Origin of the sequence: Actinopolyspora lacussalsi subsp. righensis (assembly GCF_900116555.1) — a bacterium.
GTDB classification, from domain to species: Bacteria; Actinomycetota; Actinomycetes; order Mycobacteriales; family Pseudonocardiaceae; genus Actinopolyspora; species Actinopolyspora lacussalsi.
In genome coordinates this window covers 311,473-330,849 of sequence record NZ_FPAT01000003.1, presented here as the reverse complement: position 1 = coordinate 330,849, position 19,377 = coordinate 311,473, and the positions used below count along the sequence as shown (strand labels likewise).

Annotated in this window: 21 protein-coding genes; 16 read left to right on the top strand and 5 right to left on the bottom strand. The window is 67.3% G+C overall.

Going from position 1 to position 19,377, the window contains the following annotated elements; genetic code table 11:
• Positions 1-68: 68 nt before the first annotated feature.
• The 3 genes from murA (at position 69) to BM394_RS07655 (ending at position 2,203) form a co-directional block, all read left to right on the top strand.
• Positions 69-1,325, top strand: a complete 1,257-nt coding sequence (murA, locus tag BM394_RS07665; RefSeq protein ID WP_092975893.1) for a UDP-N-acetylglucosamine 1-carboxyvinyltransferase — start codon at positions 69-71, stop codon at positions 1,323-1,325.
• Positions 1,326-1,552: 227 nt separating this feature from the next.
• Entirely contained in the window at positions 1,553-1,924 is a 372-nt protein-coding gene (locus BM394_RS07660) for a hypothetical protein (protein ID WP_092975889.1), read from the top strand.
• Between the two features lie 75 nt (positions 1,925-1,999).
• Positions 2,000-2,203: a DUF397 domain-containing protein gene (locus tag BM394_RS07655; RefSeq protein WP_092975885.1), complete on the top strand. Its 204-nt coding sequence runs from the start codon at positions 2,000-2,002 to the stop codon at positions 2,201-2,203.
• A 489-nt stretch (positions 2,204-2,692) separates the two neighbouring features.
• On the opposite strand, the gene BM394_RS07650 is transcribed toward BM394_RS07655, so the two are convergent.
• A complete protein-coding gene (locus BM394_RS07650) occupies positions 2,693-3,154 on the bottom strand; it encodes a Rieske (2Fe-2S) protein (protein WP_092975882.1) in 462 nt (153 codons plus the stop codon).
• A 152-nt stretch (positions 3,155-3,306) separates the two neighbouring features.
• On the opposite strand from BM394_RS07650, the gene BM394_RS07645 reads away from it, so the two are divergent.
• Positions 3,307-3,696 (top strand): hypothetical protein, encoded by a 390-nt coding sequence (locus tag BM394_RS07645; protein WP_092975879.1) that lies wholly within the window; start codon positions 3,307-3,309, stop codon positions 3,694-3,696.
• Positions 3,697-3,761: 65 nt separating this feature from the next.
• Here the strand turns inward: BM394_RS07645 and BM394_RS07640 are convergent, their stop codons facing one another.
• Positions 3,762-4,343 (bottom strand): NUDIX domain-containing protein, encoded by a 582-nt coding sequence (locus BM394_RS07640; RefSeq protein ID WP_092975876.1) that lies wholly within the window; start codon positions 4,341-4,343, stop codon positions 3,762-3,764.
• Positions 4,344-4,419: 76 nt separating this feature from the next.
• On the opposite strand from BM394_RS07640, the gene nucS reads away from it, so the two are divergent.
• A complete protein-coding gene (gene nucS, locus BM394_RS07635; protein WP_092975873.1) occupies positions 4,420-5,079 on the top strand; it encodes an endonuclease NucS in 660 nt (219 codons plus the stop codon).
• Between the two features lie 344 nt (positions 5,080-5,423).
• On the opposite strand, the gene BM394_RS22985 is transcribed toward nucS, so the two are convergent.
• On the bottom strand, positions 5,424-5,579 hold the full coding sequence (locus BM394_RS22985) for a hypothetical protein (protein ID WP_207227161.1): 156 nt from the start codon (positions 5,577-5,579) through the stop codon (positions 5,424-5,426).
• A gap of 730 nt (positions 5,580-6,309) precedes the next feature.
• Here BM394_RS22985 and BM394_RS07625 point away from each other — a divergent pair.
• From BM394_RS07625 to BM394_RS07580, 10 genes are all read left to right on the top strand, one after another.
• A complete protein-coding gene (locus tag BM394_RS07625) occupies positions 6,310-7,989 on the top strand; it encodes a sodium:solute symporter family protein (protein WP_092975867.1) in 1,680 nt (559 codons plus the stop codon).
• Positions 7,990-8,016: 27 nt separating this feature from the next.
• A complete protein-coding gene (locus BM394_RS07620; protein WP_092975864.1) occupies positions 8,017-8,292 on the top strand; it encodes a hypothetical protein in 276 nt (91 codons plus the stop codon).
• A 193-nt stretch (positions 8,293-8,485) separates the two neighbouring features.
• Complete coding sequence (locus BM394_RS07615) at positions 8,486-10,012, top strand: aldehyde dehydrogenase family protein (protein WP_092976319.1); 1,527 nt, start codon at positions 8,486-8,488, stop codon at positions 10,010-10,012.
• A gap of 339 nt (positions 10,013-10,351) precedes the next feature.
• On the top strand, positions 10,352-11,347 hold the full coding sequence (dhaK, locus tag BM394_RS07610; RefSeq protein WP_092975861.1) for a dihydroxyacetone kinase subunit DhaK: 996 nt from the start codon (positions 10,352-10,354) through the stop codon (positions 11,345-11,347).
• A 139-nt stretch (positions 11,348-11,486) separates the two neighbouring features.
• The gene (gene dhaL / locus BM394_RS07605; protein WP_092975858.1) at positions 11,487-12,122 is read left to right on the top strand and encodes a dihydroxyacetone kinase subunit DhaL; all 636 of its coding nucleotides are present in this window, start codon (positions 11,487-11,489) and stop codon (positions 12,120-12,122) included.
• Complete coding sequence (gene dhaM / locus BM394_RS07600) at positions 12,122-12,841, top strand: dihydroxyacetone kinase phosphoryl donor subunit DhaM (RefSeq protein ID WP_092975855.1); 720 nt, start codon at positions 12,122-12,124, stop codon at positions 12,839-12,841. The genes dhaL and dhaM overlap by 1 nt, the downstream gene beginning before the upstream one ends.
• A 107-nt stretch (positions 12,842-12,948) precedes the next feature.
• Entirely contained in the window at positions 12,949-13,893 is a 945-nt protein-coding gene (locus BM394_RS07595) for a DUF3558 domain-containing protein (RefSeq protein ID WP_217643400.1), read from the top strand.
• A 387-nt stretch (positions 13,894-14,280) separates the two neighbouring features.
• Positions 14,281-14,589, top strand: a complete 309-nt coding sequence (locus BM394_RS07590) for a hypothetical protein (protein WP_092975853.1) — start codon at positions 14,281-14,283, stop codon at positions 14,587-14,589.
• Between the two features lie 165 nt (positions 14,590-14,754).
• Positions 14,755-15,504: an alpha/beta hydrolase gene (locus tag BM394_RS07585; RefSeq protein ID WP_092975850.1), complete on the top strand. Its 750-nt coding sequence runs from the start codon at positions 14,755-14,757 to the stop codon at positions 15,502-15,504.
• A gap of 89 nt (positions 15,505-15,593) precedes the next feature.
• Positions 15,594-16,412 carry an alpha/beta fold hydrolase gene (locus BM394_RS07580; protein ID WP_175530022.1) on the top strand — a complete coding sequence of 273 codons (819 nt, stop codon included), beginning with the start codon at positions 15,594-15,596 and terminating at the stop codon, positions 16,410-16,412.
• 68 nt (positions 16,413-16,480) lie between these two features.
• Here BM394_RS07580 and BM394_RS07575 read toward each other — a convergent pair whose 3' ends face one another.
• The gene (locus BM394_RS07575; RefSeq protein WP_245780040.1) at positions 16,481-18,301 is read right to left on the bottom strand and encodes a coiled-coil domain-containing protein; all 1,821 of its coding nucleotides are present in this window, start codon (positions 18,299-18,301) and stop codon (positions 16,481-16,483) included.
• 171 nt (positions 18,302-18,472) lie between these two features.
• Here BM394_RS07575 and BM394_RS07570 point away from each other — a divergent pair, with 171 nt between their 5' ends.
• Positions 18,473-18,859 (top strand): SPW repeat protein, encoded by a 387-nt coding sequence (locus BM394_RS07570; protein ID WP_092975847.1) that lies wholly within the window; start codon positions 18,473-18,475, stop codon positions 18,857-18,859.
• Between the two features lie 74 nt (positions 18,860-18,933).
• Here BM394_RS07570 and mce read toward each other — a convergent pair whose 3' ends face one another.
• Positions 18,934-19,371 (bottom strand): methylmalonyl-CoA epimerase, encoded by a 438-nt coding sequence (gene mce / locus BM394_RS07565; protein ID WP_092975844.1) that lies wholly within the window; start codon positions 19,369-19,371, stop codon positions 18,934-18,936.
• Between the last annotated feature and the right edge of the window lie 6 nt (positions 19,372-19,377).

The following is a 19,377-nucleotide window of genomic DNA, read 5'->3' as shown; positions in this document are numbered from 1 at the left end:
CGCGTTGGTCCGATCGTTGTACCACCCACTCGGATATCAACCGCACCGCGGCCGTAACCTGGCTGTCCGTGAGTGAGCATTTCCGGGTACACGGTGGCGCCCGTCTCGTCGGAGAGGTCGGCGTGGTCGGCGCCAAGAACAGCGTGCTGAAGCTGATGGCCGCTTCGCTGCTGGCCGAGGGGACGACGACCATCACGAACTGCCCGGAGATCCTGGACGTCCCGCTGATGGCCGATGTGCTGCGCAGCCTGGGGTGCTCGGTCAGCGTCGACGGTCCCACCACCACCATCACCACACCGCCCGATATCAGTCACGAAGCCGTTTCGGTTCACATGAGCAGGTTGCGTGCCTCGGTGTGCGTACTCGGGCCGCTCGTGGCTCGCTGCAGGCGCGCGGTGGTCACCCTGCCCGGTGGGGACGCGATCGGCTCCCGACCGTTGGACATGCACCAGAACGGGCTGCGGCAGCTGGGGGCTTCCAGCCACATCGAGCACGGTGCCGTGGTGGCCGAGGCCGACAATCTGCACGGTGCGCGGATATGGCTCGATTTCCCCAGCGTCGGTGCCACCGAGAACATTCTGATGGCCTCGGTACTCGCGGACGGCACCACCGTGATCGACAACGCGGCCCGCGAACCGGAGATCGTGGATCTGTGCGTGATGCTGCGGCAGATGGGCGCACGGATCGAGGGAGCGGGTACTTCCACGTTGACAGTGCACGGCGTGCCGCGGCTCGAACCGGTTCGCCACCAGGTCATCGGCGACCGCATCGTGGCGGCGACCTGGGCCTTCGCCGCCGCTGCCACCCGTGGCGACGTGACCGTGCACGGGGTGGATCCGAACAACGTGAATCTCGTGCTGGAGAAGCTGCGTGGCGCGGGGGCCGAGGTGTCGTTCGAGGACGAGAGCTTTCGCGTGGCCATGGACCGGCGTCCCAGCGCGGTGGACTACGTCACGTTGCCGTTCCCTGGTTTTCCCACCGATCTGCAGCCAATGGCACTCGCCCTGTCGGCCGTGGCCGACGGTACATCCATGATCACCGAGAACCTCTTCGAATCCCGGTTCCGCTTCATCGAGGAACTGGTCCGAATGGGTGCCGATGCTCGTACCGACGGGCACCACGCCGTGGTGCGGGGGCAGGAACGGCTCTCCAGCGCTCCGGTGTGGGCCTCGGACATCCGGGCCGGAGTGGGGCTCGTTCTCGCGGGGCTGTGCGCCGAGGGAATCACCGAGGTCTGGGACGTCTTCCACATCGATCGCGGTTATCCGGACTTCGTCAAGCAGCTGTGCGGGCTGGGGGCCGACATCGAGCGGGTGTCCGACTGACGGGAGCCCCGAGCGTCGAAGATCAGCCCGTTCCGGCGGAACCTCCGGCGAGCTACCCGAGGTCAGGTACGGACGTCGAATTGTGCTCGGCACCCCGACGGTGCCGTTTCACCGGGGAACTACACACTTGCGTGTGGTTACATTTGGTGTTCGTTCAGTTACCTTGGGTGTGCTGTCGATGATCTTGGCGTGGTTGTCGTCGGCATTGCAGGGGAGTTCACGCGGCCATGGAAGACGGAGTGCAGAGTCCTCGACACGATCTCGACCATCCGAACGCGATCCGGCTGACACAGTCGGAGTGCCCGCATCCGCGGGAGCGGCTGCGCTGGCTCGGTGATTTCACCGGACCGTTCGAGCAGTGGCTGGTCCAGATCGACTGTCTGCGGTGCGGTGGTTCATGGGATCACAACTCCCGGGACAGCGATGCTCCCTGGGAGCAGGTGACCCAGATGCTGGATGAAGGCAGGTTCAGCAAGCTGTGTTCACGTATCGGTCCGGTACCCGGCGAGACCCGGGCGGCCGCTGCCGTGACCGCGCGCAACTCGGAGATTCTGCACGATCTCAAGAGCATGGGTGCGATGAAGTTCCCGATCGACTGAAGGCGCGGCTCGCTGCAGACCGTGTTCCGTGAGCGTCTCGGGCTCTCGGGCCGCAGGATCCGATGAGGAGCTGATATGGGCTTCGACTGGTCGCAGGCCACCTTCCGCAAGGCGGAAGCCTCCAGCATCGAGGGCACCGAGTGCGTCGAAGTGGCGCGACTCGGTGATACCTACGGCATAAGGAACTCACGGGATCCCGACGGGCCGGTACTCGAGTTCACCGGGGCGGAGATGGCGGCGTTCGCTTCCGGGATCAGAAACGGTGAGTTCGGAATCTGATCGAAGTTTTCCGGTCGGGTTGTCGAGCTACTCGCTTGGTGGAACCTCCCGCCGGCTCTCGCCCCGGGAGGCCCGACCTCGGGTAGCGACCTGCACAACGTCGGGCCTTCCTCGCGAGAGCGCGACGTGGGAGAACCCGCGGGTGGGTCGGTACTGCAGGGACTTCCGGCGTTTCCAGCGCCGGAAAGGCCCATGCGGAGCAGCCCACACGACAGGAAAACGTCACCGCGGGACTCTTCCGTTCTGCCCGGTATGCCGGTTACTCCAGGGGCGGTCCCGTCCGTGCTCGGATGTGCCGAAACCGCCCAGGAAAACCACCGTTGCCGCGGATGTCATGCCACACCTCGCCGCATTCGTCTCGTGCCACCGGGACGGCGGTACCGCTCGACGAGAGCGGGACGACCGCGCTCGACGGACCACGGACGGAGCGTATCGCGGACATGGGGTTCCGACGTGCTTCCTGGTGAGCTTCCGAGGTGAAGACTTCGGTCAGCCCTCTCCGCTGATGATCCGTTCCCCTTCCACGTGAACGGCGATCCCGGGAAGCGCGGTGCGGGCCGGACCACTGACCACTTCACCCGAGGAGGATTCGAACACCGAGTTGTGGCAGGGGCAGCGCAGTCGCTCGCCGTCGGCCCGCACCGTGCAGCCCATGTGGGTGCACACCGCGCTGTGCGCGGTGAACTCCCCCTCGCTCGGCTGGGCCAGCGCGATCTGTTCGTTGTCGGGGCCCTCGGTTATCAACGCGCCACCGACCGGAACCTCGTCAACACGTGCCAGTGCTTCGCCCTGCTTCGGGCTTTCCTCCGTCGGGGAGTCGGTCTCCTCGGTGGTCGTCAACGAGGACCCGCTGTAGGAACCGTCCCCGCAGCCGCTCAACGCCGTCACGCCCGCGACGGCCCCTCCGGTGACCAGTAACCGACGACGGGAGGTCGCTCGTTCGGAACTCATCTCGCCTCCGAGCTGTCACTCGCGTCGAACCGCATGATACCGGCATAGTGGCACGGTCGCCGAGTGCGGTACAGCATTCCGGGAAGTGAACGGAGCGCGCGGGCATCGGCGTACCTGGTGACGGACACTTCGACGGCGGAGCTGGAAATACCATGAGCCCTTCTGACCAAGCCGGACGCGCGACCGTCGAGCTGTTGAGGACACTGGTGGCGACAGGACTGCTCATGTCCGCCGTGGTGCACCTCGAACTCTGGGCGCAAGGTGTGCGCGACGTAGCGGTGATCGGACCGCTCTTTCTGCTCAACGCGGTGGCGGGAGTGGTGCTCGCGTTCGTGTTGCTGTGGTGGAAGCACTGGCTTCCCGTCCTCGGTTCGCTCGGATTCGGCGTTCTCACGCTGGTCGCCTTCTTCCTCGCGGTCACCATCGGCCTGTTCGGTTCCGAGGAAGTGGCGGTGGGTGTTCCGCAGCTGCTGGCCGGGATCGCCGAGGGCGTAGTGATCGTGGCCGCGGTCCCGCTGCTGTTGCTCGGCAGCCACGACTGATCGAAGTTTCCCGGTCGGGTTATCGGGTCACTCACTCGGCGGAACGACCGCGTCCCGCACTCCCGCTAGGAGTCGTGCGCCTCGTCCGCTCCGCCTCGTTCGTGCAACAACAACAGCGTGTAGGCGGCGATGGACTGCGCATCGGTTATCTCACCCCGTCGGATCATCCTTTCGAGTTCCGCACGTGTGAACCAGGCCGAGCGCATGTCCTGTTCCTCGGGTTCACGTTCGTGCTCGCCGGGGGTGAGACCGGTGGCGAGGAAGGCGCGACCCCGTTGGCTGGACAGTCCGGGCGCCACGTCCAGCGAACCGAGCTCGACGAGACGCTCGGCCCGCAGGCCGGTCTCCTCGCGCAGCTCGCGCCGGGCGAGTTCCAGCCCGTCGAGCTCGGTGAGACCGGGTGCGGTTCCCTGCGGAAACTCCCAACGGCGTATCCCCAGTGGATAGCGGTACTGCTCGACCAGCCGCACTCGTTCGGCGCCCGGAGCGTCGCTCCCCACACCGGTTTCCAGCGGGATGATCAGAGCGTAGTCGGGCTTGTCCACGACGCCGTAGATCCCGTCGGAACCGTCCGCACGCCGGATGGCGTCCTCGCGGACGGTCATCCACGCATTGGCGTAAACCTGCCTGCTGCTCTCGGTTCGCATCTGCTCGGTCCTCTTTGGATGTGATCCCGGTAGGCGGTTGTCGGAAGTGGTGGGTCTTGCCTTTACGCTCTGTCGAGTGCGTCTGGTAATCGCTTCCTGCAAGGTCGACTACATCGGCAGGCTCAACGCTCATCTGCCGTTGGCGACACGACTGCTGTTGATCAAAGCCGATGGCTCGGTGTCCGTGCACTCCGACGACCGAGCCTACAAGCCGTTGAACTGGATGAGTCCACCCTGCTGGCTGATCGAGGATCCCGATGTGTGGACCGTGCAGAACAAGGCGGGCGAGAAGCTGGTCATCGATATCAAGGAGATCCTGCAGGACTCCAACTACGAGTTGGGGGCGGAACCGGGACTGGTCAAGGACGGCGTCGAGTCGCACCTGCAGCAGCTGCTCGCCGAGCACGTCAGCACACTCGGTGACGGTTGGAGTCTGGTGCGCCGGGAGTATCCGACCCCGATAGGGCCGGTCGACCTGATGTGTCGTGATTCCCGGGGCGGCAACGTCGCCGTCGAGATCAAGCGGCGCGGCGAGATCGACGGAGTCGAACAGTTGACCCGGTATCTCGAGTTGCTCAACCGTGACCCCGTGCTGGCACCCGTCGGCGGTGTTTTCGCTGCACAGCAGATCAAACCCCAGGCGCGCACGCTCGCGGAGGATCGCGGGATCCGCTGTGTGACGCTGGACTACGAACAGCTGCGGGGGATCACCCCCGACGAGTACCGGCTCTTCTGAGCGACTGCTCGATGTCGGGGCAACCGCTCACGAGACGTGCGAGAGGTTCCGTCACGCAACCAGCTGCGCAGTACGTTCGGGGGAACACTCTCAGAGCCGGCGGAGGCCGTTCAGAATCCGCTCCATCAGCTCCATGTCCGGCGAGCTCACCCGTGGTGTGCTCCAGCCGTGTGCGGGGAACTCCGGCGGTCGGTACGCCGGCGACGCGGTGGCTCCCAGGGAGTGCTGTCGTTGCAGTTCGCCCCGGAACGCGGTTACGTAACGATGTGTCCGGCACGGGCGTGGTGCCCGCGGCAGCGGATCCGCCTCGACGGGGGTAAGTGCTTCGGGAATCGCGGGAGCCGTCACTGCTCGGTCTCCTTGCCACGTTTCGGTGTTCGAGTCACCGGAGTGAGCACAACGGTCGGCTCCGTCGCGGCTCCGGTCGGCAACCGGCGTTCGCCGGGCAGCCACCGGTGCCGTGTCCACCACGCGGCCGACCGCGGGGTCCGTTCATTCACGGGAATGCCTCCTAGCTCGGTGACTCGGGTTCGGATTTCTCGCTCCGCGACCGAGCCGGTTCAACCATGCGGCGTGCCGCGCCGTGGGGTGTCGGAGAGCCAGCGCAGTAGCAACCAGGGTCCCACCACCAGTGTCACAGCCAGTAGCGCCAGTACGGCGGCGATGCTCATCAATTCACCTCCTGTGGTCGATACGATGCTATGTGTGACCTCCTTTCCGTGGTAGATGTTCGGAATTCACTGCACTTTTCGGGTTAATATCTCTCCCTGGTAGTGGCCCGTGTAGCGGTTGTGTGGTGCGGATTCTCGACTGTGTGTGTTCGGTTGAGTGTCGCGGTGGTGAGACCGTCCCGAACGTTCGAGCGTGATTCATTTTTGTGGTTACTCTTCGTGATGACTTGTTGATCTTTCTTGTCGTGCTGTGCGATGTTCGATCCTCGATCGCGCTCGTGTTGGTTCCCGTTTTCGTTCCGGTTCGGCGCTGCCATGCGGCTACGGAGTCGAGCGGCATGTCCGCGCTGGGACGGATGTCGTAGTACGGACTGCTCCTGATCGGCTAGGATGATCTTCCGTTCGGCTGCTTGGCCGAGCGTGCCTGATCGATTTAGCGTCCGTAGTCAACGAATTGATATCGGCCCCTCTGTGACTCGGCGCACTGTGGGGTATTGTTCACCTGCTTTGGTGAATGGTGATTACCGTTTGAACTTGTTTAATTTGGAGGTGGGGTAGCGTGCATGTGCTAGCCCAGGAGCAGCTTCGACTGGACGCCGGGCCGGTCGACTACCTGCTGCTCGCGCTCTACTTCGCGTTCGTGCTCGGGATCGGGCTCCTGGCGCGTCGTTCGGTGTCGAGCAGTCTTGACTTCTTCCTCTCCGGGCGGTCACTGCCCGCGTGGGTGACGGGGCTGGCCTTCATAGCGGCCAACCTCGGTGCCGTCGAGATCATCGGAATGTCCGCCAACGGCGCCCAGTACGGCATGCCGACGATGCACTACTTCTGGGTCGGTGCCATCCCGGCGATGCTGTTCCTCGGTGTCGTGATGATGCCGTTCTACTACGGCTCGAAGGTGCGCAGCGTTCCGGAATTCATGCTGCGCCGTTTCGGCAAAGCCGCGCATCTGGTCAACGCCATCAGCTTCGCGGTGGCGCAGCTGCTCATCGCGGGTGTGAACCTGTTCCTGCTCGCCAGCATCGTCAACGTCCTGCTCGGCTGGCCGCTGTGGGTCTCCGTGATCATCGCCGCGTTGATCGTGCTCAGCTACACCGGGCTCGGTGGTCTCTCCGCGGCGATCTACAACGAGGTGCTGCAGTTCTTCGTCATCGTCGCCGCGCTTCTCCCACTGACCATCGTCGGCATGATCAAGGTCGGCGGTTGGTCCGGACTGGTCGACAAGGTCGGTACCCAGTACGGCGCCAACGAGCTCTCGGCCTGGCCGGGTAACGAACTCACCGGATTCGGCAGCAACTTCCTGTCGGTGCTGGGGATCGTCTTCGGGCTCGGCTTCGTGCTGGCCTTCGGCTACTGGACCACCAACTTCGTCGAGGTCCAGCGCGCGATGGCGTCCAAGAGCATGTCCGCCGCGCAGCGCACCCCGATCATCGGTGCCTTCCCGAAGATGCTCATCCCGTTCCTGGTGATCATCCCCGGTATGATCGCCGGTGCTTCCGTCCAGGAAATGATGGTGTTCAAGCAGACGGGTGAGGGCAACGTCGAGTACAACGACGCCCTCCTGCTGCTGATGCGTGATCTGCTGCCCAACGGCATCCTGGGGATCGCGCTCGCCGGATTGCTGGCATCGTTCATGGCGGGCATGGCCGCGAACCTGAGTTCGTTCAACACCGTGTTCACCTACGACATCTGGCAGGCCTACGTCATCCGGAACCGCCCGGACAGCTACTACCTGAACATGGGTCGCTGGGTCACGGTGGGGTCCACGGTCATCGCGATCGGTACCGCGTTCATCGCTTCGGGCTACTCGAACCTGATGGACTACCTGCAGCAGCTGTTCTCGCTGTTCAACGCGCCGTTGTTCGCCACGTTCATCCTCGGTATGTTCTGGAAGCGCATGACCCCGGCCGCCGGTTGGTCCGGTCTCGTGCTCGGTACCGCCGCCTCGTTGAGCGTCTTCCTGATGGCCGAGACCGGTGTGCTGGACCTGCCGGGACAGGGAGCGAGCTTCGTCGGAGCCGGCGCGGCCTTCGTGGTCGACATCCTCGTCAGCGTCGTGGTCAGCCTGGCCACCAGGCCCAAGCCCGCCGCCGAGCTCGTCGGACTGGTTTACGGACTGACGCCGAAGGAGGACCGCACCGCCTCGACGACCGGAGAGGACGCGGGCTGGTACCGCAGGCCCGCGCTGCTGGCCGGGATCGTGTTGGTGATAGTCATCATCCTCAACATCGTCTTCGGGTAACCGCGTTCGCCATATCGGGAGGCAAGTATGAGCGCATCCAACGAGAACGGCTCCCGCAGCGGGCAGCGTGCCGGAGTGTTCGACGTTCGCCAGGTGATCGCCGCGCTGTTCGTGCTCTACGGTCTGATCTGCACTCTGATGGGGCTGTTCGGCACCAGCTCGCGGGAGATCGATCAGGCGGCGGGGGTCAACATCAACCTCTGGAGCGGTATCGGCATGCTGATCTTCGCCGGTTCCTTCATCCTCTGGGGTTGGTTGCGTCCGATCGTCGTTCCCACCGACTCGGAGAGCGAGTCCTCCTAGCGGGAGCTCGTCGACTCCCCGTTTTTCCCGGTCGCGGGTTCGGCGCAACCATTGAGCCGATGATTCGTTGAACCTCCGCGCGGGCACGTGCCCGCGCGGAGGTCGCGTGCGTCGCCGTCCGGCCGAATTGCGTAGGCTGCGTCACATCAGCGACGTCGCGACCGGCGAACACCGATCGGTGGGGAGGCCGAGCATGACCCAGACCGCCCGTGGCGGTGTCGAAGCACCCGTCGAGAAGACTGCCGACACCTCGCCCGGTTCCACCTTCGAATCCATCGATCCGCGTACCGGTGAAGTGGTGGGCACCCACCCGATTCATGATCGGGAGTACGTCGCCGATGCCGTCCGCACCGCTCGCGACGCCCAGCACTGGTGGGAGGAACTGGGGTTCCACCAGCGGAAACTCCGGTTGGATGCCTGGCGGGAGCTGCTGGTCTCGCGGTTGGACGAGGCCGCGGAACTGATCTCCGCGGAGACCGGTAAGCCGATGGACGACGCCAGGCTCGAACTGGTGCTCGTCGTGGACCACCTGCACTGGGCGGCCGCCAACGCGTCCAAGGTGCTCCGCAGGCGCGGGGTTTCCGCCGGGGTCCTCATGGCAAACCAGGCCGCCACCGTGGAGTACCGCGCGTTCGGCGTCGTGGGAGTCATCGGGCCGTGGAACTACCCCGCCTTCACCCCGATGGGATCCATCGCCTACGCGCTCGCCGCGGGTAACTCGGTGGTGTTCAAGCCCAGCGAGCTGACCCCGGGCGTGGGGGAGTGGCTGCGGCGGACCTTCGCCGAGGTGGTTCCCGAACAGCCCGTACTGCGGGTGGTTACCGGCTTCGGTGATACCGGTGCCGCGCTGTGTCGTGCCGAGACGGACAAAATCGCCTTCACCGGTTCGACCGAAACCGGCAAGCGAGTGATGGCCACCTGTTCGGAGTCGCTGACCCCGGTGCTGGTGGAGTGCGGCGGCAAGGACGCCCTGATCGTGGATTCGGACGCCGATCTGCGTGCTGCCGCCGAGGCCGCGGTGTGGGGAGCCGTCTCCAACGCGGGACAGACCTGTATCGGGGTGGAGCGCGTCTACGTGGTCGACTCCGTGGCCGACCGGTTCGTCCAGCTGGTGCTCGACCGCGCGGAGAAGCTGCGCCCGGGCGGACAGCCCACCGCCGACCTCGGTCCCATCACGATGGGTTCGCAGGTGGAGGTGATCCGCGAGCACATCGCCGATGCCGTCCGTTCCGGGGGGAAGGCCGAGCTGGGCGGTGAGAGTTCGGTCCGCCCGCCCTACGTCCATCCGGTGGTGCTCACCGACGTGCCGGAGGACTCGGCCGCGGTCACGGAGGAGACCTTCGGTCCCACGATCGTGATCAACCGGGTGAGCACCGCCGAGGAGGGCGTCGAGCGTGCCAACGACGGTGACTACGGCCTCGGCGGAACGGTGTTCTCACGTTCCAGGGGGACGGAGCTGGCGCGTCGGATGCGCACCGGGATGGTCGCGGTGAACTCGGTGATCTCGTTCGCCGCCGTGCCTGCCCTGCCGTTCGGTGGGGTGGGGGACTCCGGTTTCGGCCGGATTCACGGTGCCGACGGGCTGCGTGAGTTCGCCAGGGCGCAGTCCGTCACCCGGACCCGGTTCCGCATGCCGATCGATCCGATGACCTTCGGCCGTTCCGCGCGGACCGTCCGGTATCTGGTGCGGCTGATGAAGCTGATTCGCGGACGCCGGTGAGCGTTCCGCGTTGACACGGCGCCCGCGCGGTCCCTCACCCCTTCGGGGGCGTGTCGACGGGTCCCGGCACGGAGCCGGCCACCGGTGAGCGGACGCACCGCTTCGACGGGGCCCTCCCGTGGAACGACTTTTCGACTGGCCGGTACTCGACTGTTGCCGGACTGTGGTGTCCCGAAGGATCCTGGGTGCGCGGAACCGTTCACGACCAGGTCGGTCGGCTCCGGGCTCCAGGTGGATTCGTCCGGCGTGTGCCCGTCCTCCCGGCCCGGTAGGTGTCGGTTCCGGGAATCCAGCGGTGGAGCCGGGCCGAAAGCGCCACGGTCTGTCAGGAGGTCGCCAGTGAAGAAGATCATCAACGCTCCCGCCGATGTCGTGACCGACGCGCTGCGCGGCATGGCCGCGGCCCATCCCGATCGACTGCGGGTGCACCTGGAGCCGGACTTCGTGACCCGTGTCGACGCCCCGGTCTCCGACAAGGTGGCCGTGGTCTCCGGCGGAGGTTCCGGGCACGAACCGCTGCACGTCGGGTTCGTCGGTTCCGGGATGCTGGACGCCGCCGTCCCGGGGGCGGTGTTCACTTCACCCACCCCGGACGCCGTGCAAGCGGCTGTCCGGGAAGTGGACGGTGGTGCGGGGACGCTGTTGGTGGTCAAGAACTACACCGGCGACGTGCTCAACTTCGAGACCGCCGCCGAGCTGGCCGAGGCGGAGGACATCGGGGTACGCACCGTCGTGGTCCAGGACGACGTGGCGGTACGGGACTCCACCAACACCGCGGGGCGGCGCGGGGTGGGCGGGACCGTCCTGCTGGAGAAGATCGTCGGTGCCGCCGCCGCACGAGGTCACGACCTGCCGAGCTGCCACGAGATCGCCGAACGCGTCAGTGCCGGGGTGCGTTCCATGGGGATGGCGTTGACCGCTCCCACCGTCCCCCACGTCGGTGAACCGAGCTTCGAGCTCGCCGACTACGAGATGGAGATCGGTGTGGGCATCCACGCCGAACCCGGCAGGGAACGGGTCGAGCTGGAATCGGCCGACCGGATCGTGCGACGGTTGCTCGAGCCGATCCTGGAGGATCTGCCGTTCCGGGAGGGCGACGAGGTGTTGTTGTTCACCAACTCGATGGGGGGCACACCTCCGACGGAACTGTATCTCGCGCACGGCGTCGCCGAGCGGTTCCTCGCGGAACGCGGTGTTCGCGTCACCCGGAGACTGGTCGGGCCCTACATCACCAGTCTGGAAATGCAGGGGATGAGCTTTACACTGCTCAAGCTGGATGACGAGTTGCGGCAGCTGTGGGACGCACCGGTGAGCACCCCCGCGTTGACCTGGTGAGCCCCGGACCGAATGATCCGTTCGGCGGGACGCGGCGCTGTCCGGCGTCGTTCTCGCCCGGGGACTCGTCACCGCCGCATTCCCGCGCGAGTTCTCCGATTGTCGCGTGAGGACTCCCGAAGACAGGATAGAGGACCGCATGTCTTGCACGGCACGAGAAGTCACCGCCGCGATACGTCGGGGTGCCGAGGTGATGTCCGCCCACCGCGACGAGCTGGTCGAACTGGACAGAGCGATCGGTGACGGCGACCACGGGGAGAACATGGACCGGGGTTTCCGCGCGGTGGTGGCACAACTGGAACTCGCCGAGCCGGCCACCCCCGGTGCCGTCCTCAAACTGGTGGCCACCACCCTGATCTCCTCCGTGGGTGGGGCCTCCGGACCGTTGTTCGGTACCGCCTTCCTGCGCGCGGCATCCACCGCGGGGGATGCCGAATCGCTGGACGGTACGGCGCTCGCGGCTTCGTTGCGTGCGGGTGTGGACGGCGTCGTGGCCCGCGGCAAGGCGGAGCCCGAGGACAAGACGATGATCGACGCGCTGCTCCCCGCCGTGCGTGCCGCGGAGGAGAGCGCGGGCCGGGGTGGTGAACCGGCCGGGACGCTGTCGGCGGCGGCCGAGGCGGCCGAGGTGGGGGCACGCTCCACCGTGCCGCTGGTCGCCAGGAAGGGGCGCGCTTCCTACCTCGGGGACCGCAGCGCCGGGCACCTCGACCCGGGGGCCCGTTCCGTGGCCTTGTTACTGGCCGCGTTCGCCGACGTCGAAGGAGCCGAGTGATGCCGGTCGGACTTGTGATCGTTTCGCACAGCGACTCCCTCGCGCGGGGTGTCGTCGAACTGTTGGGGCAACTCGCTCCCGACGTCAGGGTCGAACCCGCGGGCGGTATGTCGGGCGGAGGACTCGGAACCGACTTCGAGGCGACGTCCGCCGCGCTGGCCGATGCCGACACCGGCGCGGGGGTGGTGTTGCTGTACGACCTGGGCAGTGCCCGCATGACGGCGGAGCTCGCGGTCGAGTCGTTGGCCGATCCGGACGCCGCCGCGGTGGCGGAGGCCCCGCTCGTCGAGGGTGCCGTCGCCGCCGCGGCCTCGGCGCAGGGAGGCGACGGGCTGAAAACCGTTGTCGACGCGGCGGAGCGTGCCGTGGGGGGTACCGTCGATTCCCCCGAACAGGCGACCACCGCGGCCGAAGGTGCGGATTCCGGGGCCGAGTCGCCCACCACGACATCTCCGCGCGTGGAACAGGAACTGGTCCTGCGCAACGAAGTGGGACTGCACGCCAGACCCGCCGCGCTGTTGGCGCGCGTGTTGACCGGGCTCGACGCGGAGGTCACCGTCACAGCGGGTGGGAACTCCGCGGATGCCCGCAGCGTGCTCGGCGTCATGGGGCTCGGGGCGCGCAAGGGCGACCGCATCGGGCTCCGGGCCACCGGGCCGGACGCCGAGTCGGCACTGCGACGTGTGACCGAACTGGCCGACCGCGATTTCGAAGGGTGAGCCCGACGGCATCTCGAACAGTTTCGGTGCGCGAACCGTTCCGCACGTTCCCCGGCGGAGGACGCGGGGTCACGCGCCCGCCTTACCGAGGCATCCGATCGCTCGTGGTGTTCGGACTGTTGTTCGGGCTGCTCGCCGGTTGTGCGGTGTTTCCGTCCGGGGATTCCACGCGTCGGGGAGAGCGGGGAGTCTCCAGCGCGGTGCTGGGAGACCTGGCCACGCTCGATCCGTGCGGGCTGCTGCGGTCCCGGCGGCTCGAACGGTTCGGAAAAGTGACTCGTGCGGACACCGTCTCGTTGGACTACTGCCTGTTCCACCTGCGTCCGGAGTCCGGCGGACTGCTGCAACTGGCCGTGGGGCGGCTGCAGGACGTGAACGCCGCCGAGTTGACCTCCGACAACCCCGTCCGGCACGTCGGTGGCCTTCGGGTTGTCGACGAGCAGCCGGTTCCCGAGCACTGCGGCAGGCGGATCCTGTTCTCAGACGGAATCGCCATGAGTGTCGACGTCGATCTGCTGTCCGGCGATCCCGAGGTGGGGCTGTGCACCGTGGCCGGCTCGGGAACGGAGGCCACCGCCGAGGCCGTGCTGGCCGGTGGGGTCGAGCACCGGGAGTTTCCACCGAACTCGCTGGCCAGGACGGATTCGTGCGGGCTGCTGCCGACGGAGCTCGTGCACCGGGTCGAGGGGCTCCGACGAGCCGAGCGGCAGGCGAGTCCCGCCGGGCACCGGTGTAGTTGGGGCGGTGGGAGCATCCGGGTGCCCAGCGTCGAACTGACGCTCACCGCTGGAGAACCACCACGCAGGCGGGACGCCACGGCTGTCGTGGAGCGCACCGCGGGCAGACGTACCGTGGTCGACATCATCGGCGACGACCCGAAGGTGGGGCTGTGCGCGGCGGAAACCGGACACATCCCGTTCGGAGATCCCACTTCCGGTGAGGTCGAGGTCGCGATGCTGGTGGTCTTTCTGCCGGAGGCCGACGGGGTGCGGGCGTGCGAGTACGCCCGTGGGCTGGCCGAACACGTCTGGCCCGAACTCCCGAAACGGTGACCCGGCACAAAGTCGGCACCGTGGTTGTCTCGGGCCCTCACTTGGCGGAACCTCTCGCACGGCTCTCGCCGCGGGTCCGGCGACATCGGGTAGGTACTACACAACGCCTCCGGCGTCCTCGCGAGAGCCGCACGGGAGAACCCGCGGTCGGTCCTGCTGCGAGGGTGGTGGGAGTTTCCACTGCGGTCGTGGTGCGACTCGGCACCGCACCGAGGGCCCGGCGATTTCGTGGGAAATTGACGCCGCACCGACGCAACGGCAAGGCGAGGCAGCTCGGTCCGAGCGGATAAGACCCCGATCGCGAACAGCGCTCAGGCGGAGCCACTCGTGGACACCCCGGCCGGGGAGGTGCTTTCGGGGGCTGAACCCGCCGGTTAACGTTGGGACGTGCCTCGCCGCAACCGCCCCAAGAGTTCTCGTCGACCGGATTCCACGGCGCGCCCGCTCGGGTCCGGTTTCGGTTTCGCGCGTACCGAGACGGGGCCGGACGGTGACTGGATCGTGCGAACCGTGCCGGCTGCCCAGGCGCAGAAGGACTACCGCTGTCCCGGCTGTGACCACGAGATACGTCCCGGTGTGGGACACGTCGTCGCTTGGCCCGCCGACGAGTACGGCACCGTGGGAGATCGCCGCCACTGGCACACCGGATGCTGGAACGGCCGCAAACGCAGTGGACGCGGATTCGGCCTCCGGTAAGACCCGTGGGGCGGTGCTCCACCGGGGGCCGCTACCAGCCGGAGCGCCGGCCGTGTCCGCCGAGCTCCGGAGCGGACCAACCGCCGCCCGCTCCCGGGGCGAGCGGGGGAACTCCGGTGCTTACCCGGCTACGAAAACTCACCCCTTCGTGGCAGGATCGCGACGATGAGCACCGAAATCCGCGCCAACACCGTGCTCCCGGGGCACCGTGAGCCGATCACGCTGCACACCGCGGACGGGCTGCGACTGGTGGGCGAACTCGCCCTGCCACAGCACCGTTCTCCCCGAGCCACCCTGGTGTGTCTGCACCCGCTTCCCACCCACGGTGGGATGATGGACTCGCATCTGCTGCGCAAGGCGGCCTGGCGGTTGCCCGCGTTGGCCGATCTCGCCGTGTTGCGCTTCAACACGCGTGGTACCGCGAGCGAGGCGGGCCGCAGCGACGGTGCCTTCGACAACGGTGACTCGGAACGCTTCGACGTTGCCGCGGCACTGGAGTACGCCGAGTTCCACGATCTGCCCGATGTCTGGTTGCTCGGCTGGTCCTTCGGCACCGATCTGACGCTGGTGCACGGTCTGGACCCGTCGGTCACGGGCGCGGTGCTCCTCTCACCGCCGCTGCGCTGGAGTGAAGAGCGACATCTGCGTGCCTGGGCCGAGTCCGGCAAACCGGTGCACGCCCTGGTCCCGGAATTCGACGACTACTTGCGTCCCGAGGAGGCACGCCGGAGGTTCGCCCCGCTGACCCAGGCCCAGGTCACCGGATTCCCCGACACCAAGCACCTGTGGGTCGGCAAGGCCGACCAGGCGCTCGACGCCGTCGTCGGTGCGGTCGCCCCGGATGTTCCCACCCCGTTGCCCCGCTACTGGGACGGTGAGGTCGACACTCACCAGGTGACGATCGTGGACTCCTGAGAGTCCGCGGCGGGATTCACCCGCTGGGCCCGACAACCACCGGGTCGGAAGATCACCACACCGCGCGTGCGGTGATCCGTTACGGCATTATGGAGATCGTGCACTACGTCGAGTCTGGAGTCGGGACGCCCGTCGTGCTGCTGCACGCGTTCCCGGTGGACGCACGGATGTGGCAGGGGGTGCGTACGGAACTCGAGGACCACGTCAGAGTCATCGCCCCCGATCAACGCGGGATGGGGCAGCGCTCCTCGCGGGAAGCCGCCACGACCGAACTCACCTCCGACGACCCGCAGCGGTCCGTTCCGGAGGAACCCGGCATGGAAACGGTCGCCGAGGACGTGCTCGCGCTGCTCGACCAGCTGCGGGTGCGGCGGGCGTACGTGGCGGGCTGTTCCATGGGCGGCTACGTGGCGATGGCGATGGCCCGCGAGGCGCCGGAGCGACTCGAGGGGCTGATCCTCGCCGACACCAAGGCGGAGGCGGACTCCGCCGAACAGCGCGACAACCGGCTGCGGATCGCCGATCGGGCCGAGCGGGAGGGGATCACCGGCTGGCTGGCCGAGAACACCCTGCCGGGGATCCTCGGCGACACCACCCGGCAGCGGCGCGGCAACGTGGTCGAGCAGGCACGCGACCTGGTCGAGCAACAGCCTCCCGCCGGGGTCGCCTGGGCACAGCGTGCCATGGCGAACCGCCCGGACAGCTCCGAGACGCTGCGCGCCTACCAGGGGCCGGCCCTGGTGCTGGCAGGCAACGAGGACACCCTCTGCCCGCCCCGGTCCGCGCGTGACACGGCGGCGCTGCTGCCCCGCTCCGAGGTCGTCACCCTGCCCGAAGCCGGACACCTCTCCCCGCTGGAGACCCCGGAGGCGTTCGCCCACGCCGTGCGGGAGTGGTTGGGCGAATGAACGATGACACCACTCACCGGAAGGGTCGGGGCACCGGACCGTGCCGGTGACGTAACCGGGGTGCCCGGTCAGTGCTGCTGGACGGGCTGATCGGAGCCGTGCTCCGGCTCGGTCCCCGAGTCGTCGTCCCCGGTGGGTGCCGAGCCGTTCCCGAGGTCGGGAAGTGGGATCCGCCTGGTCGGTGGATCGTGGGCGTCCACGCCCCCGTTCGTGTCCGTTCCCCGCTGCGGGAGCTTCGAACGATCGATCTTTTCGGTAGCCGCCTCCAGCGAGGCTTTTCCGGTCGGCGCCGCCCCGTTGGAGTCCGCTTTCCCGTCGGTGGTGGAATCGGCGGTTTCCGGTCCGGTGTGACCGTTGTCGGACGGATCGGCGAGTGCGACGCCCGAACTCTCGATGTCGGCCAGTGCGAACCGTATCGTCGCGGTGTTGCCGTTCTCCTCGTCCACGGTCTCCGAGCTGGTCTCGGTTTCGGCCGTTTCCGTGCTGGCAGCCTCGGACGAGGAAATCTCCCCGCTGTCCCGTTCCGGCTCGTCCAGCGCGGCGATCGTTTCCAACCGGGCCGTCTCACGTGCGGTGGCTGCGGATTCCCGCAGCTGCTGTTCCGCCTCGTCGTCGTTGGTGAGCCTGTCCAGCAGCGGAGTGGTCTGCCCGAGCAGTTCGGCCGCGTCCCGCAGCTTCCCGGCCACGCTGTCGCGCAGCTCGGTCAGGGTGCCTACCTGCTCGTCAACCGTGCTCAACCGCCGTTCGCACTCCCGCGTGGTGGCCGTTATCCGTTCCTCGGCGTCCGCACGTGCCCTGCCGCGCAGCCGGTTGCTCTCGAGGGTCGCCTCCTCCAGGAGGCGGGTGGCCTCCTCGGTGGCACGTTGTGTTGTCAGCCTTGCCTGCTCCTGCGCTTCGGTGACCAGGCGTTCGGCTTCGGCCTTGCTGTCGTGCTCGCGCTTCTCGGCGGCTTCGACGCTTTCGCGTTCGCGTCGCTCGGCCGCTTCCCTGCTCTCGCGGTCCCGCTTCTCGGCGGCTTCGACGCTTTCGCGTTCGCGTTGCTCGGCGGCTTCGATGCTCTCGCGTTCGCGTTGCTCGGCGGCCTGTTTGCTCTCCCGCTCGCGTTGTTCCGCGGCCTCGGTGCTCTCCCGGGTGAGCCGCTCGGCCTCCTCGGTGGCCTCCTGGATCCGGCGGTGAGCCTCCCCGCTGGCCTCCCGCAGTCTGCGGTCGGCCTCCTCGGCGGCCTCGCTGACACGACGCTCGGCCTCGGCCTTGCTGTTGGCCTCCTGGTCGGCGAGGGTTCGCATCGACTCGCTGCGGCGAGCCGCCATGGCGATCTCGAAGTCCTCCTCGACCTGGGCGCGACGTGCCTCGGATTCCTCGTCGGCCCGTTTGCGGTTCTCCTCGGCCTCGGTCGTGATGCGCTCGGCCTCGGCCCTCGCGGTCTCCAGGACCGAGCGGTGCTCGGACTCCATTTCGGCGCGTCGTGAGTCGAGTTCGGAAATCAACTGCTCGTAGCGGTTGCGGAGATCCGTGGCCTCCCGCTCGGCGCGCTCCCGCCGCTCGGCGGCGTCACTCTCCGCTTTGGAACGGATCTCGCCCGCTTCCTCCTGGGCGAGTCGCAGCATTCGTTGCAGGCGCTCGCTGAGTCCTTCCATCGTGGTCGGCGGTTTCCCCAGCCGCTCGACCTGTCCACGTAGGCTCTCGATCTCGGAGCGCGCCGATTCCAGTTGTTTGGACAGTTCCCCCGACTGCGAGACCGCCGCGTCACGATCCGAGGTGAGCAGGCGCAGGTCCGCGTCGATACGTTCCAGGTGCTCGTCGACCTGGGCTCTGTCGTAGCCACCCTTACGAACGATGTCGAAGCCCGATCCCAGCGGTAGCAGATCACGATCGTCGGCAAGACCCATGGCACTACGCTACCTCCGAACCGTTGTCGATGTTGTCCGGTGCGCGCTCCGCGTCCGGAACGGGCCGGGAATTCGCCCCTCGATGCGAGCTGTCTCACAATTTGACCGCTCGACCAGCCAGGGAGGAAAATGTGTTTCCGGCGGTCACGACGGGTGGAGAGGTGATCGACTATGGCTCGTGGTTCGGCTGGTTCGAAGACACGGCCGTGGACCCGGTGGCAGGACTGGGGAGCCGTGGTACTCGGTGTCTATCTGATTCTGGCCACGCTGTGGACTCTCACCGGCCCGGCGGCGCTGACGTCGATGATCGTGCTCGGCGTGCTGCTCGGAGTATCCGGAGTGTGGTCACTCGCGATGCCGGGATCCATAACGAGCGAGTACGCGCACGTGCTGCTCGGGATCCTGCTGGTGATCTCGCCCTGGGCGCTCGGGTTCGCCGCTTTCGGCGGCGCGGCCTGGACCTCCTGGGTGGTGGGAGTGCTGGCCGTGATCGTAGGGGTCGCGGCGTTGCCGGAGGCCAACTCGGCCCACCGTTCGGGAATGGCGGGACAGCACTGAACGACCGCTCACCGGTGTCCGCGCGGTCTTCGTGCCCGACCGCGCGCACCGGCGCGTCGGAACCGCTGGGACCGTCAAGCCGGTTCGACCAGCTCCACCAGCACACCACCCGCGTCCTTGGGGTGGACGAAGTTCACCAGACTGTTCGCGGTGCCCCGCCGTGGTGTCTCGAACAGCAGCCGTACGTCCCTGTTCCGCAACGTCGCGCACGCGGCCTCGACGTCGGTTACGCGGAAGGCGAGCTGCTGTAGCCCCGGACCGTTCTTGTCGAGGAACTTCGCGATCGTGGAACTCTCGTCGGCCGGGGCCAGCAGCTGCACCCTCGTGTCCGATTCGGCGGAGTCGGGGGCGGCCAGCATCGCCTCGTGCACCCCCTGCTCCTGGTTGGTCTCGCGATGAGTGGCCACCAGGCCGAAGGTGTTCCGGTAGAAGTCGATCGCCCTGTCGAGGTCGCCCACAGCGACCCCCACGTGATCGACCGCGGTCACCAGCTCACCGAGTTCCTCCCGCATGGCGGC